Origin of the sequence: Streptomyces sp. NPDC017676 (assembly GCF_044329325.1) — a bacterium.
GTDB lineage: Bacteria > Actinomycetota > Actinomycetes > Streptomycetales > Streptomycetaceae > Streptomyces.
Genome location: NZ_JBIRJA010000001.1, coordinates 378,701 through 396,883, shown reverse-complemented (window position 1 = coordinate 396,883; position 18,183 = coordinate 378,701). Strand labels below are relative to the sequence as shown.

Sequence of the window (18,183 nt, the reverse complement as noted above, 5' to 3'; positions counted from 1 at the left end):
CGCGCTCAGGGCAGGGGCCAGGCGTACGGCCCCTGCGGGTCGTCCAGCCACGCCCAGGCGCGCTCGCCGGCGACCGTGACGCCGTACCGTCCGCGCTCCGGTTCGCCCTCGCGCTCCCACAGGGCGTACGCCTCCTGGGGGTCGAGGGTGCCCCGGGTCAGCGTGAGCAGGAAGCGGAACGGCTCCTGCTCACGGGCCCGGCTCGGCAGCCCGGCCAGTGAGACGCCCTCGGGCTGTGCCCGACGCCCGCCGCGCAGCGGCACGAAGAAGGCGGCTCCGGGCAGGAACGGGCCCTCGGCGTGTTCCGCGTCCCGCACGGTGAGCGTGAGCAGGCCGGTGGCGAGCGGGGTGAGGATGCGCCCGCCGGGTCGGCACTGGGCGAGCCAGGCGCGCGGCACCGTGGGCAGCTCGCAGGTGGCGATGATCCGGTCGAAGGGGGCGCGTTCGGGAACCCCGCGCGCGCCGTCGCCGGTGACGACGACGGGGTGGTGGCCGGCCGCCGCGAGGTGCTGCCGGGCCGACTCGGTGATCTCCGGTTCCAGGTCGATGGTGGTGACGAGGTCGTCGGCGCCGAGCCGGTGGGCGAGCAGGGCCGCGTTGTAGCCGGTGCCGGCGCCCACCTCCAGGACGCGGTCGCCGTCCTCGACGCGCAGGGCGACCAGCATCCGGGCCATCAGGGAGGGCTGGCTGCTGGAGGAGAGCAGCTCGCCGTCGCGCAGCCGGGTGGCCAGCGGTACGTCCGCGTAGGCGCCGCGCACCCAGCGTTCCCGGGCCTCGCGGTCGGGGCTCTCGCACCAGCGGCGCTCGTAGCCGCGCGCCCCGGTGACGTAGTAGTACGGCACGAACAGGTGCCGGGGCACCGCCGCGAACGCCTCCCGCCACACCGGGTCGTCCGCCCAGGCCCCGTCGGCGTCGATCTCGCGCACCAGCTCGGCCCGCGCCGCGTCGGCGAGAGCCTCGGTCTCGGTGTCGTGGGCGCCCATGGGTCCACAGTAGGGGCGGCCGGTCCGCGGACGGGTCGGACAGGGGGGTGGTCCTAAGCCCTGAGTCCTCGGTCACCCGGTCTGAGACGATGGACGGGTGAATGAGATTCGGCGCGGCACGCTTCAGGAGCAGACCTTCTACGAGCAGGTCGGCGGGGAGGAGACCTTCCGCCGGCTCGTCCACCGTTTCTACGAGGGGGTCGCGGAGGACCCGCTGCTGCGGCCGATGTACCCGGAGGAGGACCTGGGCCCGGCCGAGGAGCGGCTGGTCCTGTTCCTGATGCAGTACTGGGGCGGTCCGACGACGTACAGCGCGAACCGCGGCCACCCCCGGCTGCGCATGCGGCACGCCCCGTTCACCGTGGACCGGGCGGCGCACGACGCGTGGCTGCGGCACATGCGGGTGGCCGTCGACGAGCTGGGGCTGTCGGAGGAGCACGAGCGGACGCTGTGGAACTACCTGACGTACGCCGCCGCGTCGATGGTGAACACCCCCGACTGATCACCCGGGACTGACGGGTCGTCACTGAAGGTCGGATTCCGGTCACCCGTCGCCGCATTCCGATCACAATCCGGTATAGACCGGCGTACAACCGCTTACCCGCCGCCCGGCCCTCTGCCAGCATCGCCCGGAGGTCTGGAAGCACCGGACACACGGGGGCCGGGTGACGGGGTTCGTCTTCTCACGCGCGCGTGCGCACCGCCTGCTGCTGGGCGCCGCGCTGCTGACGGTGGTGCTGACCACCGCCGTGCTGGCGACGCTCACGGCGTACTCGGGGGCGATCGGCGACGCGGCACTGCGCCATGTCCTCGGCGACCCGCGGAACGCCGCCGACACCGCGCTGATCGTCAAGGCGGACGTGCCGCCGGCCGAGCGGACCGCCGCCGACACCGCCGTACGCCAGGGCGCGCGCCGCACCTTCGCCGGGTCACCGGTGACCGTACGCACCCTGCGCCGCTCGGGGCCGTACGCCCTGCCCCGCTCCCTCCAGCCGCCCGCCAGCAGGTCCGGCGACCCGGACCTGACCTACTTCGCGGCACTCGACCGCACCCAGGTGCGGGTGGCCGCCGGCCGCCTCCCCCGCCGTGGCGACGGCGAGGTCGAGGTGGCGTTACCGGAGACGGCCGCCCGCGCGCTGCGGCTGAAGCCCGGCGCCCGGCTCACCCTGGCGAACCGGCTCCAGGGCCCCGCGGTCCGGGTCCGGGTCGTCGGCGTGTACCGCCCCGCCTCGGCCACGGCACCGTACTGGCGGCTGGACGACCTGCTCGGGCGCGGGGTGAAGAAGTCAGGCTTCACGACGTACGGCCCGCTGCTCGCCGACCCCGCCGCCCTCACCGGCGGCCGGATCAGCGCCGGCACGACGGCCTGGCTGGCGTCGGCGGACTTCGCCGCGATGACGACCGGACGGATCGGGGAGCTGCGCGCGGCGGCCCGGGCCGGCAGCGCGGCCCTGCGCGAGCCGGCCGCGCTGAGCGGTACGACGGTGTCGCAGACCGCGCTGCCGGACGTGCTGGACCGGGTGGACCGTTCGCTGCTCGTGGCCCGCTCCACCCTGCTGATCGTCGCGCTCCAGCTCGTGCTGCTCGCCGGCTACGCGCTGCTGCTGGTCGCCCGGCTGCTCAGCACCGAACGCGCCGACGAGACCCGGCTGCTGCGGGCCCGGGGCGCCTCCCGCACCCGGATCGCCGCGCTCGCCGGGGCCGAGGCCCTGCTGCTCGCGCTGCCCGCGGCCGTGTGCGCGCCGCTGCTCGCCGGCCCGCTCACCGCCCTGCTGGCCGGGCACGGCCCGCTGGCCCGGCTCGGCCTGCGCCTGGACCTGCCGGCCGCCGGCCGGCCCGCCGTCTGGCTGGTCGCCGCCGGGGTCGCCGTCGGCTGTGCGCTGGCGGTGACCGTACCGGCGGTCACGGGCACGGGGGCCGAGGCACGCCCGTCCGGGCCCCGGCGCTCCCGGACCCTTCGGCTCCGGCGGAAGGCGGCCCGGCCGGGCGGCGCGCGGGCCGTGCCGGCCCCGCTGCGGGCCGGCGCCGACGTCGGGCTGCTCGCGATCGCCGGGGTCGCCTACTGGCAGCTGGGCCGGCAGGACTCCGGCGCCGTGGCCGCCGACCGGTCCGGCGCGCTCGGCGTCGATCCGCTGCTGGTGGCCGCGCCCGCGCTGGCCCTGCTCGCCGGGACCGTGCTCACGCTGCGGCTGCTGCCGCCCGTGGCGCGGTTCGCCGAACGCTGGGCGGCCGGCGGGCGGGGGCTGCCGGTGGCGCTGGCCGGCTGGCAGTTCAGCCGGCGCACCGCGCGCGGCGCGGGCCCGGTGCTGCTGCTCGTCCTCGCCGTCGCCCTCGGCATGCTCGCGATCGGGCAGGCCGCCTCCTGGGGCCGCTCGCAGGACGACCAGGCCGACTTCCGGGCCGGGGTGCCGGTGCGGGTCCTGGCCGCCGGGGAGGACGGGTTCGGCCGTACGGACCTGTACGCCGGCCTGCCGCGGGTGCGCGAGGCCGCCCCGGCCGTGCGCGCCGCCCAGCCGCTGTCCGGCGACCGCACGGCCACCGTGCTGGCCCTCGACACCGCCCACGCGGCGGACGCGGTCCTCCTGCGCCCCGACCTGGCGGACGAACCGGTACGGCCGCTGCTGGGCCGGCTCGCCCCCGAGGGCACCCCGGCCGGTGCCGGTGTCCCGGCGGGCACCGCCCGGCTGGAGCTGACGGTCCGACTGCGCAGCTCGACCGGGCCGGGCACCACGACTGTGGTGACGGTGACCCTGACCGACCGGTACGGGGTGCCGTACCAGCTGCCGGCCGGGCAGCTCCCCGCCGACGGGCGCCCGCACACGCTGACCCTCGCCCTCGGCACCGCCACCGGGCCGGCGACCCTCACCGGTCTCCGCCTGGACCTGACCCAGCCCGCCGAACGGGCCGAGCACCACCGCCTCACGATCGACGGGCTGACCGCGTCGGGCACGGACGGCACGGAGCACCGGCTGCGGCTGCCCGCCCGGTGGACCACCACCGCGGAGGCCGGCGGCGCCGCCGTACCGAGCGCCGCGACCAGCCCCACCCGCCCCGAGGTCACCGGCACCCACCCGCTGACCTTCGCCTACAGCACCGGCTACCTCCCGGACGCCGACATCTGGACCGTCGCCTCCGTCACCCTCCGGCTCCAGGCCGCCCAGGCCGCGCCCGCCGAGGTGCCGGCCGTCGCGACCGACCGCTACCTGGGCGCGGCGGGCGCCCGCACCGGGCAGCGGGTCGACCTCACCATCGGCGACCGTCGGGTGCCGGTGCGGATCGTACGGGCGGTACGGGCGCTGCCGGCCACCGCCGACCCGGCCGCCACCGGCACCCACGACGGCGGTGCCGTCCTGCTCGACCTGCGCGCCCTGAACCAGCTGCTCCAGGCCCGGTACGGCGAGAACGCCACCCCCACCGAGTGGTGGCTCGCCACCGCGCCCGGCGCCTCCGCGCACGTGGCCGCCGCCGTCCGGGCGCTGCCGGACGTCGATCCCGGGCAGGTCGTGGTCCGCGACGAGATCGCCGCCGAACTGCGCGACGACCCGTTCGGCGCCGGACCCGAGGCCGCGTTCACGGCGGCGGCCGTGGTCGCGGCGGCGCTCGCCGCGGTCGGCTTCGCGGTCGGCGCCGCCGGCGCACAGCGGGCGCGCGGCGCCGAGTTCGCCGTCCTGCGCGCACTCGGCGTACCGCGCCGCCAGCTGGCCCGGACGGTCGCCGCCGAACAGGCCGTGCTGGTGGGCCTGGCGCTGGCGGTGGGCCTGGGCCTGGGCACCGTACTGGCCCGCACCGTCCTGCCCCTGATCGTCCTGACCGGCGAGGCGACCCGCCCGGTACCGGACCTGCTGGTCCGCCTCCCACCCGGGCAGGTCGCGCTGCTGCTCACCGCCGTCGCCGTGGCACCCCTGACGATCGCGGCGACAACCGCCGCACACCGAGCGGACCCGGCACGGGCGCTGCGCGCGCAAGGGGGTGAGTGACGTGGGACGACCGGCACTGAGGCGGGGTACGGCTCCGGGGCCCACCGGTTCGGTGCCGGCCACTGCGTGGCCGGCACCGCCCTGCCGCCGGACCCGTCCGGCAACCGCCGCACGCCGACCGCACGTGGTCCGGCCGACACCACGCGAGGTCTCAGCCGAGGTGCCCCACGCAGCCACTCCGACGCCACGGACCCGACTGCTGGACGCGCTCACGGAGACGCACCCGACCCCCATGCACCGCCCGGCGCCACGCCCGTACCCAGCCGAGGCACCCCACACGGTCACGCCGTCGGCACGCGCCCAACGGCGGACCGCGCTCGCGGTGGCGGCCGCCGGGCGTCGGACGGAGCCCGCGCAGGTGACGCACGTTCAGGGAGGTGAGTGACATGGGCCGGCCGTTGCCGCCCGTGGTCGCTCCGTGGGTACGGACCCGGCTGCGGGCCGCGCCCGGTGCCGCCGTCGCGCTCGCGTTGCTGGTCGGGCTGGCCGCGTGTCTGGCGGGCGCGTTTCCGCGGGCGGTGGACCGGTACGAGGACGCCGGACTGCAGCGGACGCTCCGGCAGGCCCGCCCTGAGCACACCACCGTACGGGTGTCGGCGCCCCAGCCCGACCTCGGCCTGCCGCCCGAGCGGCGCGCCGCGGCACTGCGTCCCGACGTGCTGGAGCGGCAGTACGAGAAGGTGCTCGGCACGGTCGGCAGCCCGCTGAGCGTGCAGCGCGCCCAGTCCGCGTACGGCGTCGCCGGCACCGTCAGCCCGGCGGTGCCCGACCCGTGGCTGCCGCGGCCGACCGGACTGCCCGCCCGCATCTCGCTGGCCGCGCAGAACGGCCTCGCCGACCACGCGCGCGTACGCACCGGCCGGCTGCCGCACGCCCCTCACCCGGTCGACGCCTCGACCCCCGAGGTGGAGGCCGCCGTCACCGCCGCCACCGCCAAGGCCCTGCACATCAAGGTGGGTTCGGTCGTCCACATGCCGGCGCCCGGCCGTGACCCGCTCGCCGTCCGGGTCACCGGCATCCTCGTCCCGCGCGACCCCGACGGCGCCTACTGGTCCACCGTCCCGCTGCTGCGCACCCCGACCCTGGTGACCCTGCCCACCCCCGGCCCGGACCCGGACAAGTACTGGCTCGGCGCGCTGCTGCTCGCCCCCGAGGCGGCCCCCGCCCTGCTGGGCACCAGCACCAACCCGGCCCGCTACTGGCACCTCGCCCCCGCTCTCGGCGGTCTGCACGCCCACGACCTGGACCGCCTGCGGCCGGCCGTCGCCGCCCTGGAATCCGGTCCCGGCCTGCAACGCGCCCGCGCCGTCACCGACGACGCCACCGACATCAACACCGACCTGGACGACGCCCTCGCCTCCTTCTCCCGGCTGCGCTCCGGCATCGCCCCGCTGGTCTCCGTCGCCGCCGCGGGCACCGCGACGGTCGTCGCCGTCGTCCTGCTCATGACCGGTGGCCTGGCCGCCGACCGGCGCCGCGCCGAACTCGCCCTGCTGCGCGCCCGCGGCGCCTCCCTGTCCGGTCTCGCCGGTCGGCTGCTCGCCGAGACCGCCGTCATCGCCGTACCGGCGGGCGCCCTCGGCCTGGCGGCGTCCCTGCTCCTGGTCCCCATCGGCCGGGTCACCCCGGCCGTCCTCGCCGCCCTGGCCGTCACCCTGGCCGCCTGCGCCGCCCTCCCCCTGCGCGCCGCGCTCGCCCACCGCGCGGTCCGGCTGGCGGCCCCGCGCGAGGACATCGCCTCGGTACGGCCGTCCCTGCGCCGCACGGTCGCCGAACTGACACTGCTGGTACTGGCCGCCGGTGCGGTGGCCACCCTGCGCCGGCGCGGCACGACGGGCGACCAGCTGACGGCCGTGGCCCCCGTCCTGGTCGGTGTCATCGCCGCGCTGGTGCTGCTCCGCGTGTACCCGCTGCTGCTGCGGCGCCTGTCCGGTCCCGCCGGGCGGCTCCGCGGCGCGGTGGGCCACCTCTCCCTGGCCCGCGCCGGCCGCACCCAGGGCGCCGCGGTGCTCCCGCTCCTCGCCCTGCTGACCGCGCTGACCACGGCGGCGTTCGGCGGCTCGGTGCTGGCGGGTGTGGCCGAGGCCCGCGACCGTGCGGCCCTGCTCACGGTCGGTGCGGACGCTCGCGCCGACGCGGGCACTCCCCTGCCGGCCGACGCCCCCGCCCGGGCCCGCTCGGTGCCCGGGGTCCGCGCGGTGACGCCGGTCAGCATCGCGTACCAGGCGAAACCGGAGGACGGCGAGAACGCGGTACCCCTGCTGGGCGTCGACCCACAGGGCTACGACACCCTGACGACCTCCACCGGCTTGGGCCCGTTCCCCGCCGACCGGCTGACGGCGCGGGGGCAGACCGGTGCGGGCCGGCTGACGGCAGGCGATCAGACCGGCACGGGCCGCCTGCCGGCTCGGGGCCCCTCCAGTGGCGGCTACCTGGCAGCCAAGGCCCGCCCCGGCACCATCCCCCTCACCACCAGGACCCGTCCCGGCGCCGGCCACCTCGCCGGCGACGACCGCCCCGGTCCGCTCCCCGCCGTCGCCTCCCCCTCCGTCGCCTCCGCGTACGGCACCCGGCGGCCGTTCCTGGTACGGCTGGAGGACGGCAGCGCGATCACCGTGCGGATCGTCCTGGTCCGCGACCGCACGCCGGCCGTCTCCGGTCCCGACTTCCTCATCGTGGACCGAGCGGGCCTCCCCGCCCCGGCGAGCCGCCCCACGACCCTGCTGCTCACCGGCGACCACATGGACGCGGACGCCCTCCGGAAGGCCGTGGGAGGCTCGGCCGCCGTACGGCTGCGGACCGAGGAACGCGCCCGGTACGCCGACTCGCCCCTCCAGTCCGGTGCCGAGCACGTCTACACGGCGGCCGTCGCCACGGGGGCCGGCTTCGCCGTGCTGGCCCTGCTGCTGTCGCTGCTCCGGGCCGCCCCCGAACGGTCCGCGCTGCTGGCCCGCCTCCGCACGATGGGCCTCACCCGCGCCGAGTCCCGCCGCCTGCTGATCCTCGAATCCCTGCCCCAGGCCCTCCTGGCGGCCCTGGGCGGCACACTGACCGGCTGGACGGCGATCCGCCTCCTCGCCCCCGGCATCGACCTGACGACCGTCGCCTTCCCGTCGGCCCGGACCCCGCTGACCGAGACCCGCCTCCAGCCAGACACCTGGTCGCTGCTGCTCCCGGCACTCGCGGTGGTCACGGTGGCGGTGGGAGTGGCGGCACTCCAGGCCTGGTGGGCGCAGAGACGGGGCTCGGTGACGGAACTACGGGCGGGAGACGGCCGATGACCGCCCACCGGGAGGCCCGGCCCGCCCGGGCGAGCGACCCCACCCCCGCCCGGCACGGGCACGGCGCATCCGCAGGAGACCCCATGACGACCGACCCGAGCCTGACCGAGCTGGCCAACCGCGTCACCGAGGCCGGAGCGAACCCCGCGTACGGGCACGACGCCCTGATCACCTGCGACCGCCTCGTCCGCATCTTCACCACCGCCGGCGTAGAGGTCCAGGCGCTCCAGGGCCTCGACCTCCTCGTCCGCGAGGGCGAACTGATGGCGCTGGTCGGCGCGTCCGGGAGCGGCAAGTCCACCCTGATGAACATCCTCGCCGGCCTCGACACCCCCACCGCCGGCGCGGCCCGCGTCGCCGGTCGCGACCTGCTCACCATGACCGCCGCCGACCGCCTCGCCTACCGCCGCGAGGTCGTCGGCTTCGTCTGGCAGCAGACCGCCCGCAACCTCCTCCCGTACCTCACCGCGGCCCAGAACGTCGCGCTCCCCCTCCAGCTCTCCCGCACCCGCAAGGGCCGCCGCGCCCGCACCGAACGCGCCCTGGAACTCCTGGAGTTGCTCCAGGTGGCCGACTGCCGCGACCGCCACCCGCGGCAGCTTTCCGGCGGCCAGCAGCAGCGCGTCGCGATCGCCGTGGCCCTCGCCAACGACCCGGCCGTCCTGCTCGCCGACGAACCCACCGGGGAACTCGACTCCCAGACGGCCGCGCAGATCTTCGACGCGTTCCGCACGGCCAACGAGACCCTGGGCACCACGATCGTCATCGTCACGCACGACCAGGCGGTGGCGAGCGAGGTCCGCCGTACGGTGGCGATCCGGGACGGCCGTACGTCCACCGAGGTGCTGCGCCGCAGCGAGATCGACGCGGCGACCGGCCATGAGACAGTCGTCGCCCGCGAGTACGCCATGCTCGACCGCGCGGGCCGCCTCCAACTGCCCGCCGACTACCTCCGCGCCCTGGACATGCGCGACCGCGTGGCCCTGGAACTGGAGTCCGACCACATCGGCGTATGGCCCGACGACACACAGTGAGCCGAACCGCCCGGTTCAGCACACACCGACCGCCCGGGTTCAGCACACACCGACCGCCCGGGTTCAGCGCACACCGACCGCCCGGGTTCGGCGCACACCGACCGCCCGGGTTCGGCGCACACCGACCGCCCGGGTTCAGCGCACACCGACCGGCCGGGTTCAGCGCACACCGACCGGCCGGGTTCAGCGCACACCGACCGCCCGGGTTCAGCGCACACCGACCGGCCGGGTTCAGCGCACACCGACCGCCCGGGTTCGGCGCACCTGACCCGCCGGGCCAAGCGCGCGCCGACCCGCCCGGCTCAGCGCACGCTGACCCCGAAGGCTCCGAGCAGCCCCGCCTGCCGCACGGCCACCGAGCCGTACGGCGTACGCAGCCGCAGCCACGCTCCCGAGGAGAACAGCCCGATGCCGCCCGGCTCGCTGCCGGGTCGCAGGAAGCCCAGTGACTGGGCCGCGTGCACGGCCCGTACCGGCAGCCGGGTGCCCGCGATCTGCCGGGACCAGATGTCCTGCCCGATCCGGTCCAGCTCCGCCCGGGTACGGCCCTGCGGCCCCAGCTCCTCGGTGCGCGAGCGGAATTCGGCCACCGCGGCGGTGACCGTCGCGCGCAGCGCGTCGGGCGCCGGCAGCCCCGGCTCGGGCCGCCAGCCGGAACGCGGCGGCAGCACCCCGGCCCACGGCGGTCCGGTGACCGCGCCGGGGACGTCGGCGGTGGCCGCGCGCTCGTCCACGGACTCCAGGAACTCACCGGCGGAGACGGTCACGTCGAGAGTGACGTCGAGCCCGTCCTCGTACGGCTTCGCCAGCCGCACCGCGCGGACGGCCAGCACCTCGAAGGACGGCGGCCGGCCGAAGACGGCGAGTGCGGTACCGGCCGCCTGCAGCCGCACCGCGGCTCCACGGTCGAAGTGGAGCAGCCGGGAGAGGAAGGCGGCGAGGTCCGCCGCCTCCGTCTCGTCGGCCAGGTGCAGCACGGTCATGCCGCGACGGCCTCCCCTTCGGGATCGGGCTCGGCGTCCGCGGGGCCCTCGGCGGTGTCCGTGTACTCCTGGAGGAACTCACGCTCCTCCGCGGTGATCCGCCGCGGGCGCTGGGCGTCGAAGTCGAACGGGACGATGACCGTCGACGCCCGCACGTACACGAGATCGCCGTCCTTCACCTCGTAGGTGAGGGTGAAGGACGCGGCCTTGATCTCGGTGACCCACAGCTCGATGTCCACCGGCTCGTGCCGGTGGACGAGCTGCCGCTTGTAGTCGATCTCGTGGCGCGCCACCACGGACCCCTGCTTGAAGTCCTTGTCCGGGCGGAACAGGAAGTCGATCCGGGCTTCCTCCAGGTAGCGGAGGAACACCACGTTGTTGACGTGGCCGTACGCGTCCATGTCCGCCCAGCGCAACGGGCAGCGGTAGATGTGGCGCAAGACCGATCAGCCCCGGGTCAGCTTCTTGTAGGTGGCGCGGTGCGGACGCGCGGCGTCCGGGCCGAGCCGCTCGATCTTGTTCTTCTCGTACGACTCGAAGTTGCCCTCGAACCAGAACCACTTCGACTCACCCTCGTAGGCGAGGATGTGCGTCGCGACGCGGTCGAGGAACCACCGGTCGTGGGAGACGACGACGGCGCAGCCGGGGAAGTCCAGCAGGGCGTTCTCCAGGCTGGAGAGCGTCTCGACGTCGAGGTCGTTGGTGGGCTCGTCGAGGAGCAGCAGGTTGCCGCCCTGCTTCAGGGTCAGCGCCAGGTTGAGCCGGTTGCGCTCACCACCGGAGAGGACACCGGCCGGCTTCTGCTGGTCCGGGCCCTTGAACCCGAAGGCCGACACGTACGCCCGGCTCGGCATCTCGACCTGGCCGACGTTGATGTAGTCGAGCCCGTCGGACACGACCTCCCACAGCGTCTTCTTCGGGTCGATGTTCTCGCGGCTCTGGTCGACGTAGGAGATCTTGACGGTCTCGCCGACCTTGATGGCACCGGAGTCCGGGGTCTCCAGACCCTGGATCATCTTGAACAGCGTGGTCTTGCCGGCGCCGTTCGGGCCGATGACACCGACGATGCCGTTGCGGGGCAGCGTGAACGACAGACCGTCGACCAGGACCTTCTCGCCGAAGGACTTGTGCAGGTCGTCGACCTCGACCACGACGTTGCCCAGGCGCGGGCCCGGCGGGATCTGGATCTCCTCGAAGTCCAGCTTCCGCATCTTGTCCGCCTCGGCGGCCATCTCCTCGTACCGCGCGAGACGGGCCTTGGACTTGGCCTGCCGCCCCTTGGCGTTGGAGCGGACCCACTCCAGCTCTTCCTTGAGCCGCTTCTGCCGCTTGGCGTCCTTCTGGCCCTCGACCTTGAGGCGGGCGGCCTTGGTCTCCAGGTACTTGGAGTAGTTGCCCTCGTAGCCGTGGAGGCGGCCGCGGTCGACCTCGCAGATCCAGCCGGCGACGTTGTCCAGGAAGTACCGGTCGTGGGTGACGGCGACGACGGTGCCCGGGTACTTGGCGAGGTGCTGCTCCAGCCAGTTCACGGACTCGGCGTCGAGGTGGTTGGTGGGCTCGTCGAGCAGCAGCAGGTCGGGCTGCTGCAGCAGCAGCTTGCACAGCGCGACGCGGCGGCGCTCACCACCGGAGAGGTTGGTCACGGGCCAGTCGCCGGGCGGGCAGCCCAGGGCGTCCATGGCCTGCTCAAGCTGGGCGTCCAGGTCCCACGCCTCGGCGTGGTCCAGTTCCTCCTGGAGCTTGCCCATCTCCTCCAGCAGCGCGTCCGAGTAGTCGGTCGCCATCAGCTCGGCGATCTCGTTGAACCGGTCGAGCTTGCCCTTGATCTCGGCGACACCCTCCTGGACGTTCTCCAGGACGGTCTTGTCCTCGGTCAGCGGCGGCTCCTGCAGCAGGATGCCGACCGTGTAGCCGGGCGACAGGAACGCGTCACCGTTGGACGGCTGCTCCAGCCCCGCCATGATCTTCAGCACGGTCGACTTACCGGCACCGTTCGGGCCGACGACACCGATCTTCGCTCCCGGCAGGAAGCTCAGGGTGACGTCGTCGAGGATCACCTTGTCGCCGTGCGCTTTGCGCGCCTTGCGCATGGTGTAAATGAACTCAGCCAAGAGAAACCGTCCGGCAGCTTGAAATCTGGCAGTGGGCAGATACACCCCATCTTGCCGTACGGCCACCCCTGGGCGGAAACGCGTATGGTCCGGGCGCGCTGACCTGGGGCTTCGCTGCTGCGCCCTGCGCCTCGTCCGTCACCGCCGGTCGCCGCCGGCCGGCCTCGGACGCCCTCGCACGTCTCACAGACGGCCCCGACGCCCCAGGCCCTCCCGCGCCCGGCCCGTACCGCATGATGTGCGACATGCCATTGACCTCTTCGGAACGCGGGGTGTCGGCTCCGACCAGTGGCACGACCACGTCTCCTTCGCGTGCCGAGTGGGCCCGGGCGTCGGCCAGGACGAGCCGGCCTCCACTCTCGTGACTGCGGGCCTCGCACACCCCGATGGGCCGCTCTTCGGCCAGAAGCTCGACCGTGACGCCGCTCTCCGGCATCACTCGGAGAGGTGTGGGGTCCCGTCCCCCGCCCGGTGTTCCCCGTGATCGGCATCGACAGCGGTGGCGGTTCTCCCCGAGAGCGCCGACACTGGTGATTGTCGGCCCGATGTCATATCGAGCGATCGAGGGCCGCTATGCGGACGCTGACGTACGCGGCGACATCAGGCGGGGGCATATTCTGCTGCCCTTCATTTCTCGCCTCCGATCAGCAATTCCAACGTTGACAAGCCACTCCGACGACCCCTGGGCGAGCCGCTGAATTTCCGAGCGGCGAATTTGCGAGCCGAGGCAGCGTCGGGGCGCGGGCGACGTTTCGTCACACTTCCGGGAGGATGCATCGTGGCACTCACCGAGACGGATCTGCTCACCATGGGCGACGAGGGCTTGGTGGAACTCTTCCGCGCCAGTCCCCCCGGTGACATTCCGCACGGCCCGCTGGAGGGCACCGGCATCGTCCGGTGGGGAGGCAAGTGGGTGGCTGAGCCCCTGGCCTGGCTGGTGCGCATGGCCGTGTGGCGGGGGAAGGTCTTCGACCACGAGGGCTATCTGAGCAACAGGATGACCGCGTTCGACGTGCTGGCCATTGTGGCCCAGGTCTACACCGGGCCGAGCCTGATGGACGACCAGGACTGCATCGTCATCGACTATTCCAGGATTTCGCTGGTGGCCCGGGGCGTTCGCGACGAGATACGTGAAGTCGGCCCGGGACTTTATCTGGGTGTGGTCTGGCTGATGGGGGTCCGGGTCGGCTGGTTCGCGCTGAGAGTGCCGGAAACCGGGTCCGAGGGCATCGAGGCGAGGCAAGCAGCGGGCGGGCAGTCCGCTTATTGATTGATCCGCTCCACTCATTGTCATTGGCCGATCCACTCCGTGCGGTTTCCATTTCCGCCCACTGTTCGACTTCGCGGCACAGAGGGACAATCCATGAGTATGTCCGGCACGCACGTCCGTCCGCTGCCCGCCCGTAAAGGGCGCTACGCCAAGGTGCGGGCCGCGGCCCTGCGGCTGGCGTCGGCCACTGTCGCAGCGGCCTGTGCCGCCTTCGCCCTGCCGGCACCGGCGCTCGGCGCCGCGCCGACCTCCTTGCAGGGGACCGTCACCGGAGCGGGCAAGCCGCTCCAGGGTTCCCAGGTCACACTCATGGCGGGGTCCCGCTCCGGGGTCACGGAGCTGGGCCGGGCCACGGCCGACGCGCACGGTTCCTTCCGGATCACGTACACCAAGCCTGCCGACGGTGTGATCTACGTCGAGGCCACGTCCCAGCAGGCCCACCGGCTCCGACTGCGCTCGGTCGTCGGGTTCGGCCCGGGCGGCGCGGTACACGAGCGGACCTCGGCCAAGGTGACGGTCAACGAACTGACCACCGTCGCCGCGACGTACGCCCTCGCCCAGTTCAGCGACCGACGCGGCATCGCGGGACCCGCTCCCGGGCTTCAGAACGCCGCCGCGACCGCGTTCAACCTCGCCGACCCGACGACCGGCAAGCCAGGAAGCCCCCTCACCGGGGACAGCGCCAACAGTGAGACGCTCGCCACGCAGAACACGCTGGCCAACCTCGTCTCGCTCTGTGCGACGGACGGCGCCGGATGCGACAGGCTGATCCGACTGGCGGCACCGGCCGGCGGCAGCCCGCCGGCCGACACCGTGCAGGCGGTCCTCAGCCTGGTGCACGACCCGACGCGGTCCCCGGACCGCCTGCAGGCCCTGGCCCGTACCGCGACGGTGTTCACCCCGGCTCTCACAGCGCCACCCCGGTCCTGGATCCTTGCGGTACGCCACCCCGCTTCCGAGGTCTACGCGGCGGGCCGCATCGCGTTCGACGCGAAGGGCAACGTGTGGGCGAGCAACAACTGGAAGCCGGGTACGAGGGATGCCAGTCCCTACGTCACCGTGCAGGACCCCACCGGCCGGCCGACCCTGGGCAGCCCCATCAGCGGAGGCGGCATGAAGGGCGGAGCCTGGGGCCTGGCGATCGATCACGACGGCTCCGTGTGGGCGCCCAGCTACGGCGGCGACGCGATGGCGAAGTACTCGTCCTCCGGCAAGCCCCTGTCGCCCTCTGCCGGCTGGAAGGACGGCGATCTCGCCAGACCGCAGGGCGTCGCCGTCGACCAGCGAGGCAACATCTGGATCGCCAACTCGCACGGCCTCAAGGGCAAGCCCGGGGTGGGCAGCGTCGTGGTCTACCCCCATGGCGATCCGAGCAAGGCCATCACCATCACCGACAAGAGCTTCAACCATCCGTTCGCCGTGCAGATCGACGGCCAGGGGCGGGCCTGGGTCACCAACAGCCACCTCTCCTACCAGCAGATCAGGGAAGCGGGCCGGCCCAGCAGGATCGGTGGAAGCGTCACGGTCATCGGCCCCGACTTCAAGCCGGTCGCCTCGACCACCGACAAGTCGCTCCAAGGCCCCATCGGGCTGGCCCTGGACAGCAAGGGCAACGCCTGGGTGGCCAACTTCTTCAGCAGCGCCGTCACCGAGATCCGGCCGAACGGAACCGTCGCGGGCGTGCACCGACTGCCCAAGAAGGTCTTCCCCTGGTCGGTCGCCATCGACGGCCAGGACCGCGTATGGGTCGCCGGCTTCGGCAACTCCTCCGTGACCCTCCTGTGCGGGGTGAACGGCGCGGCCTGCCCGTCCGGCGCGTCCACCGGCACCGTCCTGTCCCCCGCTCAGGGCTTCCAGAACAAGGCGATCCAGCACCTCACCGCGGTCCAGATCGACTCCTCCGGCAACGCCTGGGTGGCCAACAACTGGTCGAAGATCGTCCCGCCCACCGGCGGTGTGGGCCTGGTCGAACTCATCGGCGTCGCCACCCCGGTCTGTACACCCTTGACCTCACTGCCGGCCCGCCCGTCGTCGGCGACCACCAACGCCTGCCCGAAGTAGACAGCGCCGGCCGACCACCAGTGGCTCTCCGGACGACGCCGCCCCGGCCGTCGGCTCCGCGGCTCGGCTGGGAGAGCCACGGCACCGGTCGCGGCGACACCCTGTGGTTCGACGGCGTGGCCGTCGGCTCGGCGCCGATCGGCTGCCGGACGAGCCCCGCCCGGGGTCACCCGTCCTGGGCCGACTCCCTCTTGCGCAGCACGATCAGGACCACGCCGCCGATCACCACCAGCCCGATGGCCACGCCCGCGATCATGGGAGTGATCATCGAACCGCCGGTCGCGGCCAGGTTGGTGGTGTCCGCGGTATTGCCGCCCACCGTGACCGGGCTGGGCTCGGTGTGGAGCTGGGCCGTCTCGGTCGTGATCGTTCCCTGGGTCTTGCAGTCCAGGACTCCGGTGAAGCGGTGGCTGAAGCCATGGGGGCCGGTGATGGTGAAGTCGTACGCCTGATCCTCCTGGAGCGGCACGGTCACCGTGCGGGACGCGCCTGCGGGGATCGTGTGCTCGGTGCCCATCAGGCGGAAGGTGAACGGCTCGTCGCCCGTGTTGGCCGTGGTGATGTCCACGCCGCCCTTGGCGCAGTTCTTGCGGGCCGAGACCGCCGGTATGGCGCCCTTCTCCGCCCAGCCGGCCGTCGCGGTCGCGGAGACCGTGGACTCGCTGGAGCCGGCCAGGATCTGGGTCTGGCTGCGGTTCTCGGAGGCGAAGGCCCGGCCCACCGGCACGGTCGTCGACGCCTGCACGTTCAGCCGGGCCGTTCCGTCCGCCGCGTCCTCGGGGACGTCGAAGTACAGCCGACTGCCGTTCTTGGCCGAGGTGATCACCTTGCCGGTCTTGTCGATGATCCGCACCCCGCTGGTCGCCGCGTCCGCCGGTGGACTCACCGTGACCGCGCCCGCGTTGGTGTGCACGGTCACCGGCCCGAGCAGGTCGCCCGGCCGGCCGGAGACCGCGGGCGGGTCCAGGGTCAGCGAGGCCTGCGGCTCGGCGACGTTCCGGGCGCTCTTCTCCAGGTAGTCGGCGAGCTTCTCGGCCTGTGGGTCCACGGCGTCGACCTTCGCGCCGTCGGAGTAGCGCCAGATGGCCACCTGGGTGCCGGCCGCCGCGTCCTGCTCGGTCAGCCCGCTCGCTCCCGCGCGCCGCGCGAGCGCGGCGAGGTCGTTGACCTGGGGGTAGGAGTTCTGCAGGATCCAGCGGATCCGGCCCGCGTCCTTGTTGGTGCCCAGCGACGTGCCGCTCCAGGGCGTCTCCTGGTATCTGGCGTCCCGCTGGGTGGGGTTGTGGAGGTCGACGCAGTACGTCTGCAGGGTGCCGCCGCCGTCCACGGACATCTCGAACAGGCCCGCGGACACCCGCTGGTCGCCACCGTTCTCGTGGAGGACGGCCTCGCCGTAGGTCTTCAGACCGTTGATCGTGGCCGTCGCGCCGCCCTGGGTCTGCGGTGTGTCCTCGGCCACGGCCGTACCGGCGCCGGACAGCACGCCGGCCGCCATCAGGCCGGTCACCGCGGTGGCGGCGGCCATGCGGGCCGTTCCCGTGGACCGGCAGAACCCAGAGAGCGCAGCAAGCACAGAATTCCCCTTCGAGCAGGACCCGTTGGACGTGGGGGACGGTCCCACCAGCAGAATCGGCAGCCCCAAGGGGCACGCCCGGCATCCTATGGATCAGCCGGAGCCTCACCCGCCGGTCGGATCATCCGATGGCCGATCCGATCCGTAATCGTTATCGCCGGGACCGTCCGCGAGCTGGCGGTATCGACAAATCCACCGGTGCGTACGGTGCGTTCAGGCGGTACGCGCGGCTTGTGGGAACGGTTGGGATGACAAGGTGTGGACGGTGATGGGTCCCTGACGTCACGTCACCGCCACCGGCTGCTGCTCCTGTGGCGCAAGTCCTCCCTCCCCCATGCCCTGTTCACGCATGTCGTGCTGCTCCTGGCCGGGCTGTTCCGGCTGCCCGTCCCGCGGTTCCGCCGGCCGCGGTGTCTCCCAGTCGGGCGCCGGGCGGGCCGTCGCCGGTGGCGCCTCCGGTTTGACCGCGCGCTGGAAGAACGCCATACCGCGCGACAGGTCGTGGCCGATCGCCACGGCGTCGATGTCGGCGGACGCCCACTGCTGCTGTCCCTGCACCTCCGTGCGCACCTTGAGCCGGCCCTGGACGACGACCGGCTGGCCCACCTCCACGCACGCGGCCACGTTGACCGCGAGCTGCCGGTTGGCCCACACCGTGAAGAAGTTGGTGTGCCCGTCCGTCCAGGCGTTCTTCTCCCGGTCCCAGTACCGCGAGGTCACCGCGAGCCGGAACCGGGCCGACGGTCCCGTCGCCAGCTCGCGGTAGGCCGGCCGGGTCGCCACGTTCCCCACCACACAGACATTGGTCTCGTTCACTTCGATCGCTCCCCTCCCCCGCCCGGCCCTTTCCGGCCGGTCGGGCACGCGTACGGGCCCGTCCCGTACGGCTGCGTCTGCCGTGCCGGCGCGT

The 18,183-nt window shown here is 73.7% G+C and carries 12 protein-coding genes; 6 read left to right on the top strand and 6 right to left on the bottom strand.

The window, feature by feature from the left end; translation table 11 throughout:
- Positions 1 to 5 precede the first annotated feature (5 nt).
- Positions 6 to 983: a methyltransferase domain-containing protein gene (locus ACH4LD_RS01760; RefSeq protein ID WP_398053228.1), complete on the bottom strand. Its 978-nt coding sequence runs from the start codon at positions 981 to 983 to the stop codon at positions 6 to 8.
- Positions 984 to 1,080: 97 nt separating this feature from the next.
- On the opposite strand from ACH4LD_RS01760, the gene ACH4LD_RS01755 reads away from it, so the two are divergent.
- The 4 genes from ACH4LD_RS01755 to ACH4LD_RS01740 all read left to right on the top strand — a co-directional run bounded on the left by ACH4LD_RS01755 (position 1,081) and on the right by ACH4LD_RS01740 (position 9,275).
- A complete protein-coding gene (locus tag ACH4LD_RS01755) occupies positions 1,081 to 1,485 on the top strand; it encodes a globin (protein WP_030648879.1) in 405 nt (134 codons plus the stop codon).
- Between the two features lie 163 nt (positions 1,486 to 1,648).
- Entirely contained in the window at positions 1,649 to 4,960 is a 3,312-nt protein-coding gene (locus ACH4LD_RS01750; protein ID WP_398053227.1) for an FtsX-like permease family protein, read from the top strand.
- 386 nt (positions 4,961 to 5,346) lie between these two features.
- Positions 5,347 to 8,241 carry an FtsX-like permease family protein gene (locus tag ACH4LD_RS01745; RefSeq protein WP_398053226.1) on the top strand — a complete coding sequence of 965 codons (2,895 nt, stop codon included), beginning with the start codon at positions 5,347 to 5,349 and terminating at the stop codon, positions 8,239 to 8,241.
- A gap of 83 nt (positions 8,242 to 8,324) precedes the next feature.
- Entirely contained in the window at positions 8,325 to 9,275 is a 951-nt protein-coding gene (locus tag ACH4LD_RS01740; RefSeq protein WP_398053225.1) for an ABC transporter ATP-binding protein, read from the top strand.
- A gap of 302 nt (positions 9,276 to 9,577) precedes the next feature.
- Here ACH4LD_RS01740 and ACH4LD_RS01735 read toward each other — a convergent pair whose 3' ends face one another.
- Genes ACH4LD_RS01735 through ettA form a run of 3 tightly spaced genes read right to left on the bottom strand, consistent with a single transcriptional unit; the run spans position 9,578 to position 12,369 of the window.
- Positions 9,578 to 10,258, bottom strand: coding sequence for a hypothetical protein (locus ACH4LD_RS01735; RefSeq protein WP_398053224.1), 681 nt, complete (start codon positions 10,256 to 10,258; stop codon positions 9,578 to 9,580).
- Positions 10,255 to 10,698 (bottom strand): thioesterase family protein, encoded by a 444-nt coding sequence (locus ACH4LD_RS01730; protein WP_189813397.1) that lies wholly within the window; start codon positions 10,696 to 10,698, stop codon positions 10,255 to 10,257. The genes ACH4LD_RS01735 and ACH4LD_RS01730 overlap by 4 nt, the downstream gene beginning before the upstream one ends.
- Positions 10,699 to 10,704: 6 nt before the next feature.
- A complete protein-coding gene (gene ettA / locus ACH4LD_RS01725; protein WP_103810324.1) occupies positions 10,705 to 12,369 on the bottom strand; it encodes an energy-dependent translational throttle protein EttA in 1,665 nt (554 codons plus the stop codon).
- A 778-nt stretch (positions 12,370 to 13,147) separates the two neighbouring features.
- Here ettA and ACH4LD_RS01720 point away from each other — a divergent pair.
- The gene (locus ACH4LD_RS01720; protein ID WP_132786209.1) at positions 13,148 to 13,639 is read left to right on the top strand and encodes a hypothetical protein; all 492 of its coding nucleotides are present in this window, start codon (positions 13,148 to 13,150) and stop codon (positions 13,637 to 13,639) included.
- A gap of 99 nt (positions 13,640 to 13,738) precedes the next feature.
- Complete coding sequence (locus ACH4LD_RS01715) at positions 13,739 to 15,700, top strand: NHL repeat-containing protein (protein WP_398053223.1); 1,962 nt, start codon at positions 13,739 to 13,741, stop codon at positions 15,698 to 15,700.
- Positions 15,701 to 15,866: 166 nt separating this feature from the next.
- Here the strand turns inward: ACH4LD_RS01715 and ACH4LD_RS01710 are convergent, their stop codons facing one another.
- On the bottom strand, positions 15,867 to 17,225 hold the full coding sequence (locus ACH4LD_RS01710; RefSeq protein ID WP_398053222.1) for a Cys-Gln thioester bond-forming surface protein: 1,359 nt from the start codon (positions 17,223 to 17,225) through the stop codon (positions 15,867 to 15,869).
- Positions 17,226 to 17,555: 330 nt separating this feature from the next.
- Positions 17,556 to 18,089 (bottom strand): single-stranded DNA-binding protein, encoded by a 534-nt coding sequence (locus tag ACH4LD_RS01705; protein WP_398053221.1) that lies wholly within the window; start codon positions 18,087 to 18,089, stop codon positions 17,556 to 17,558.
- Positions 18,090 to 18,183: the final 94 nt, after the last annotated feature.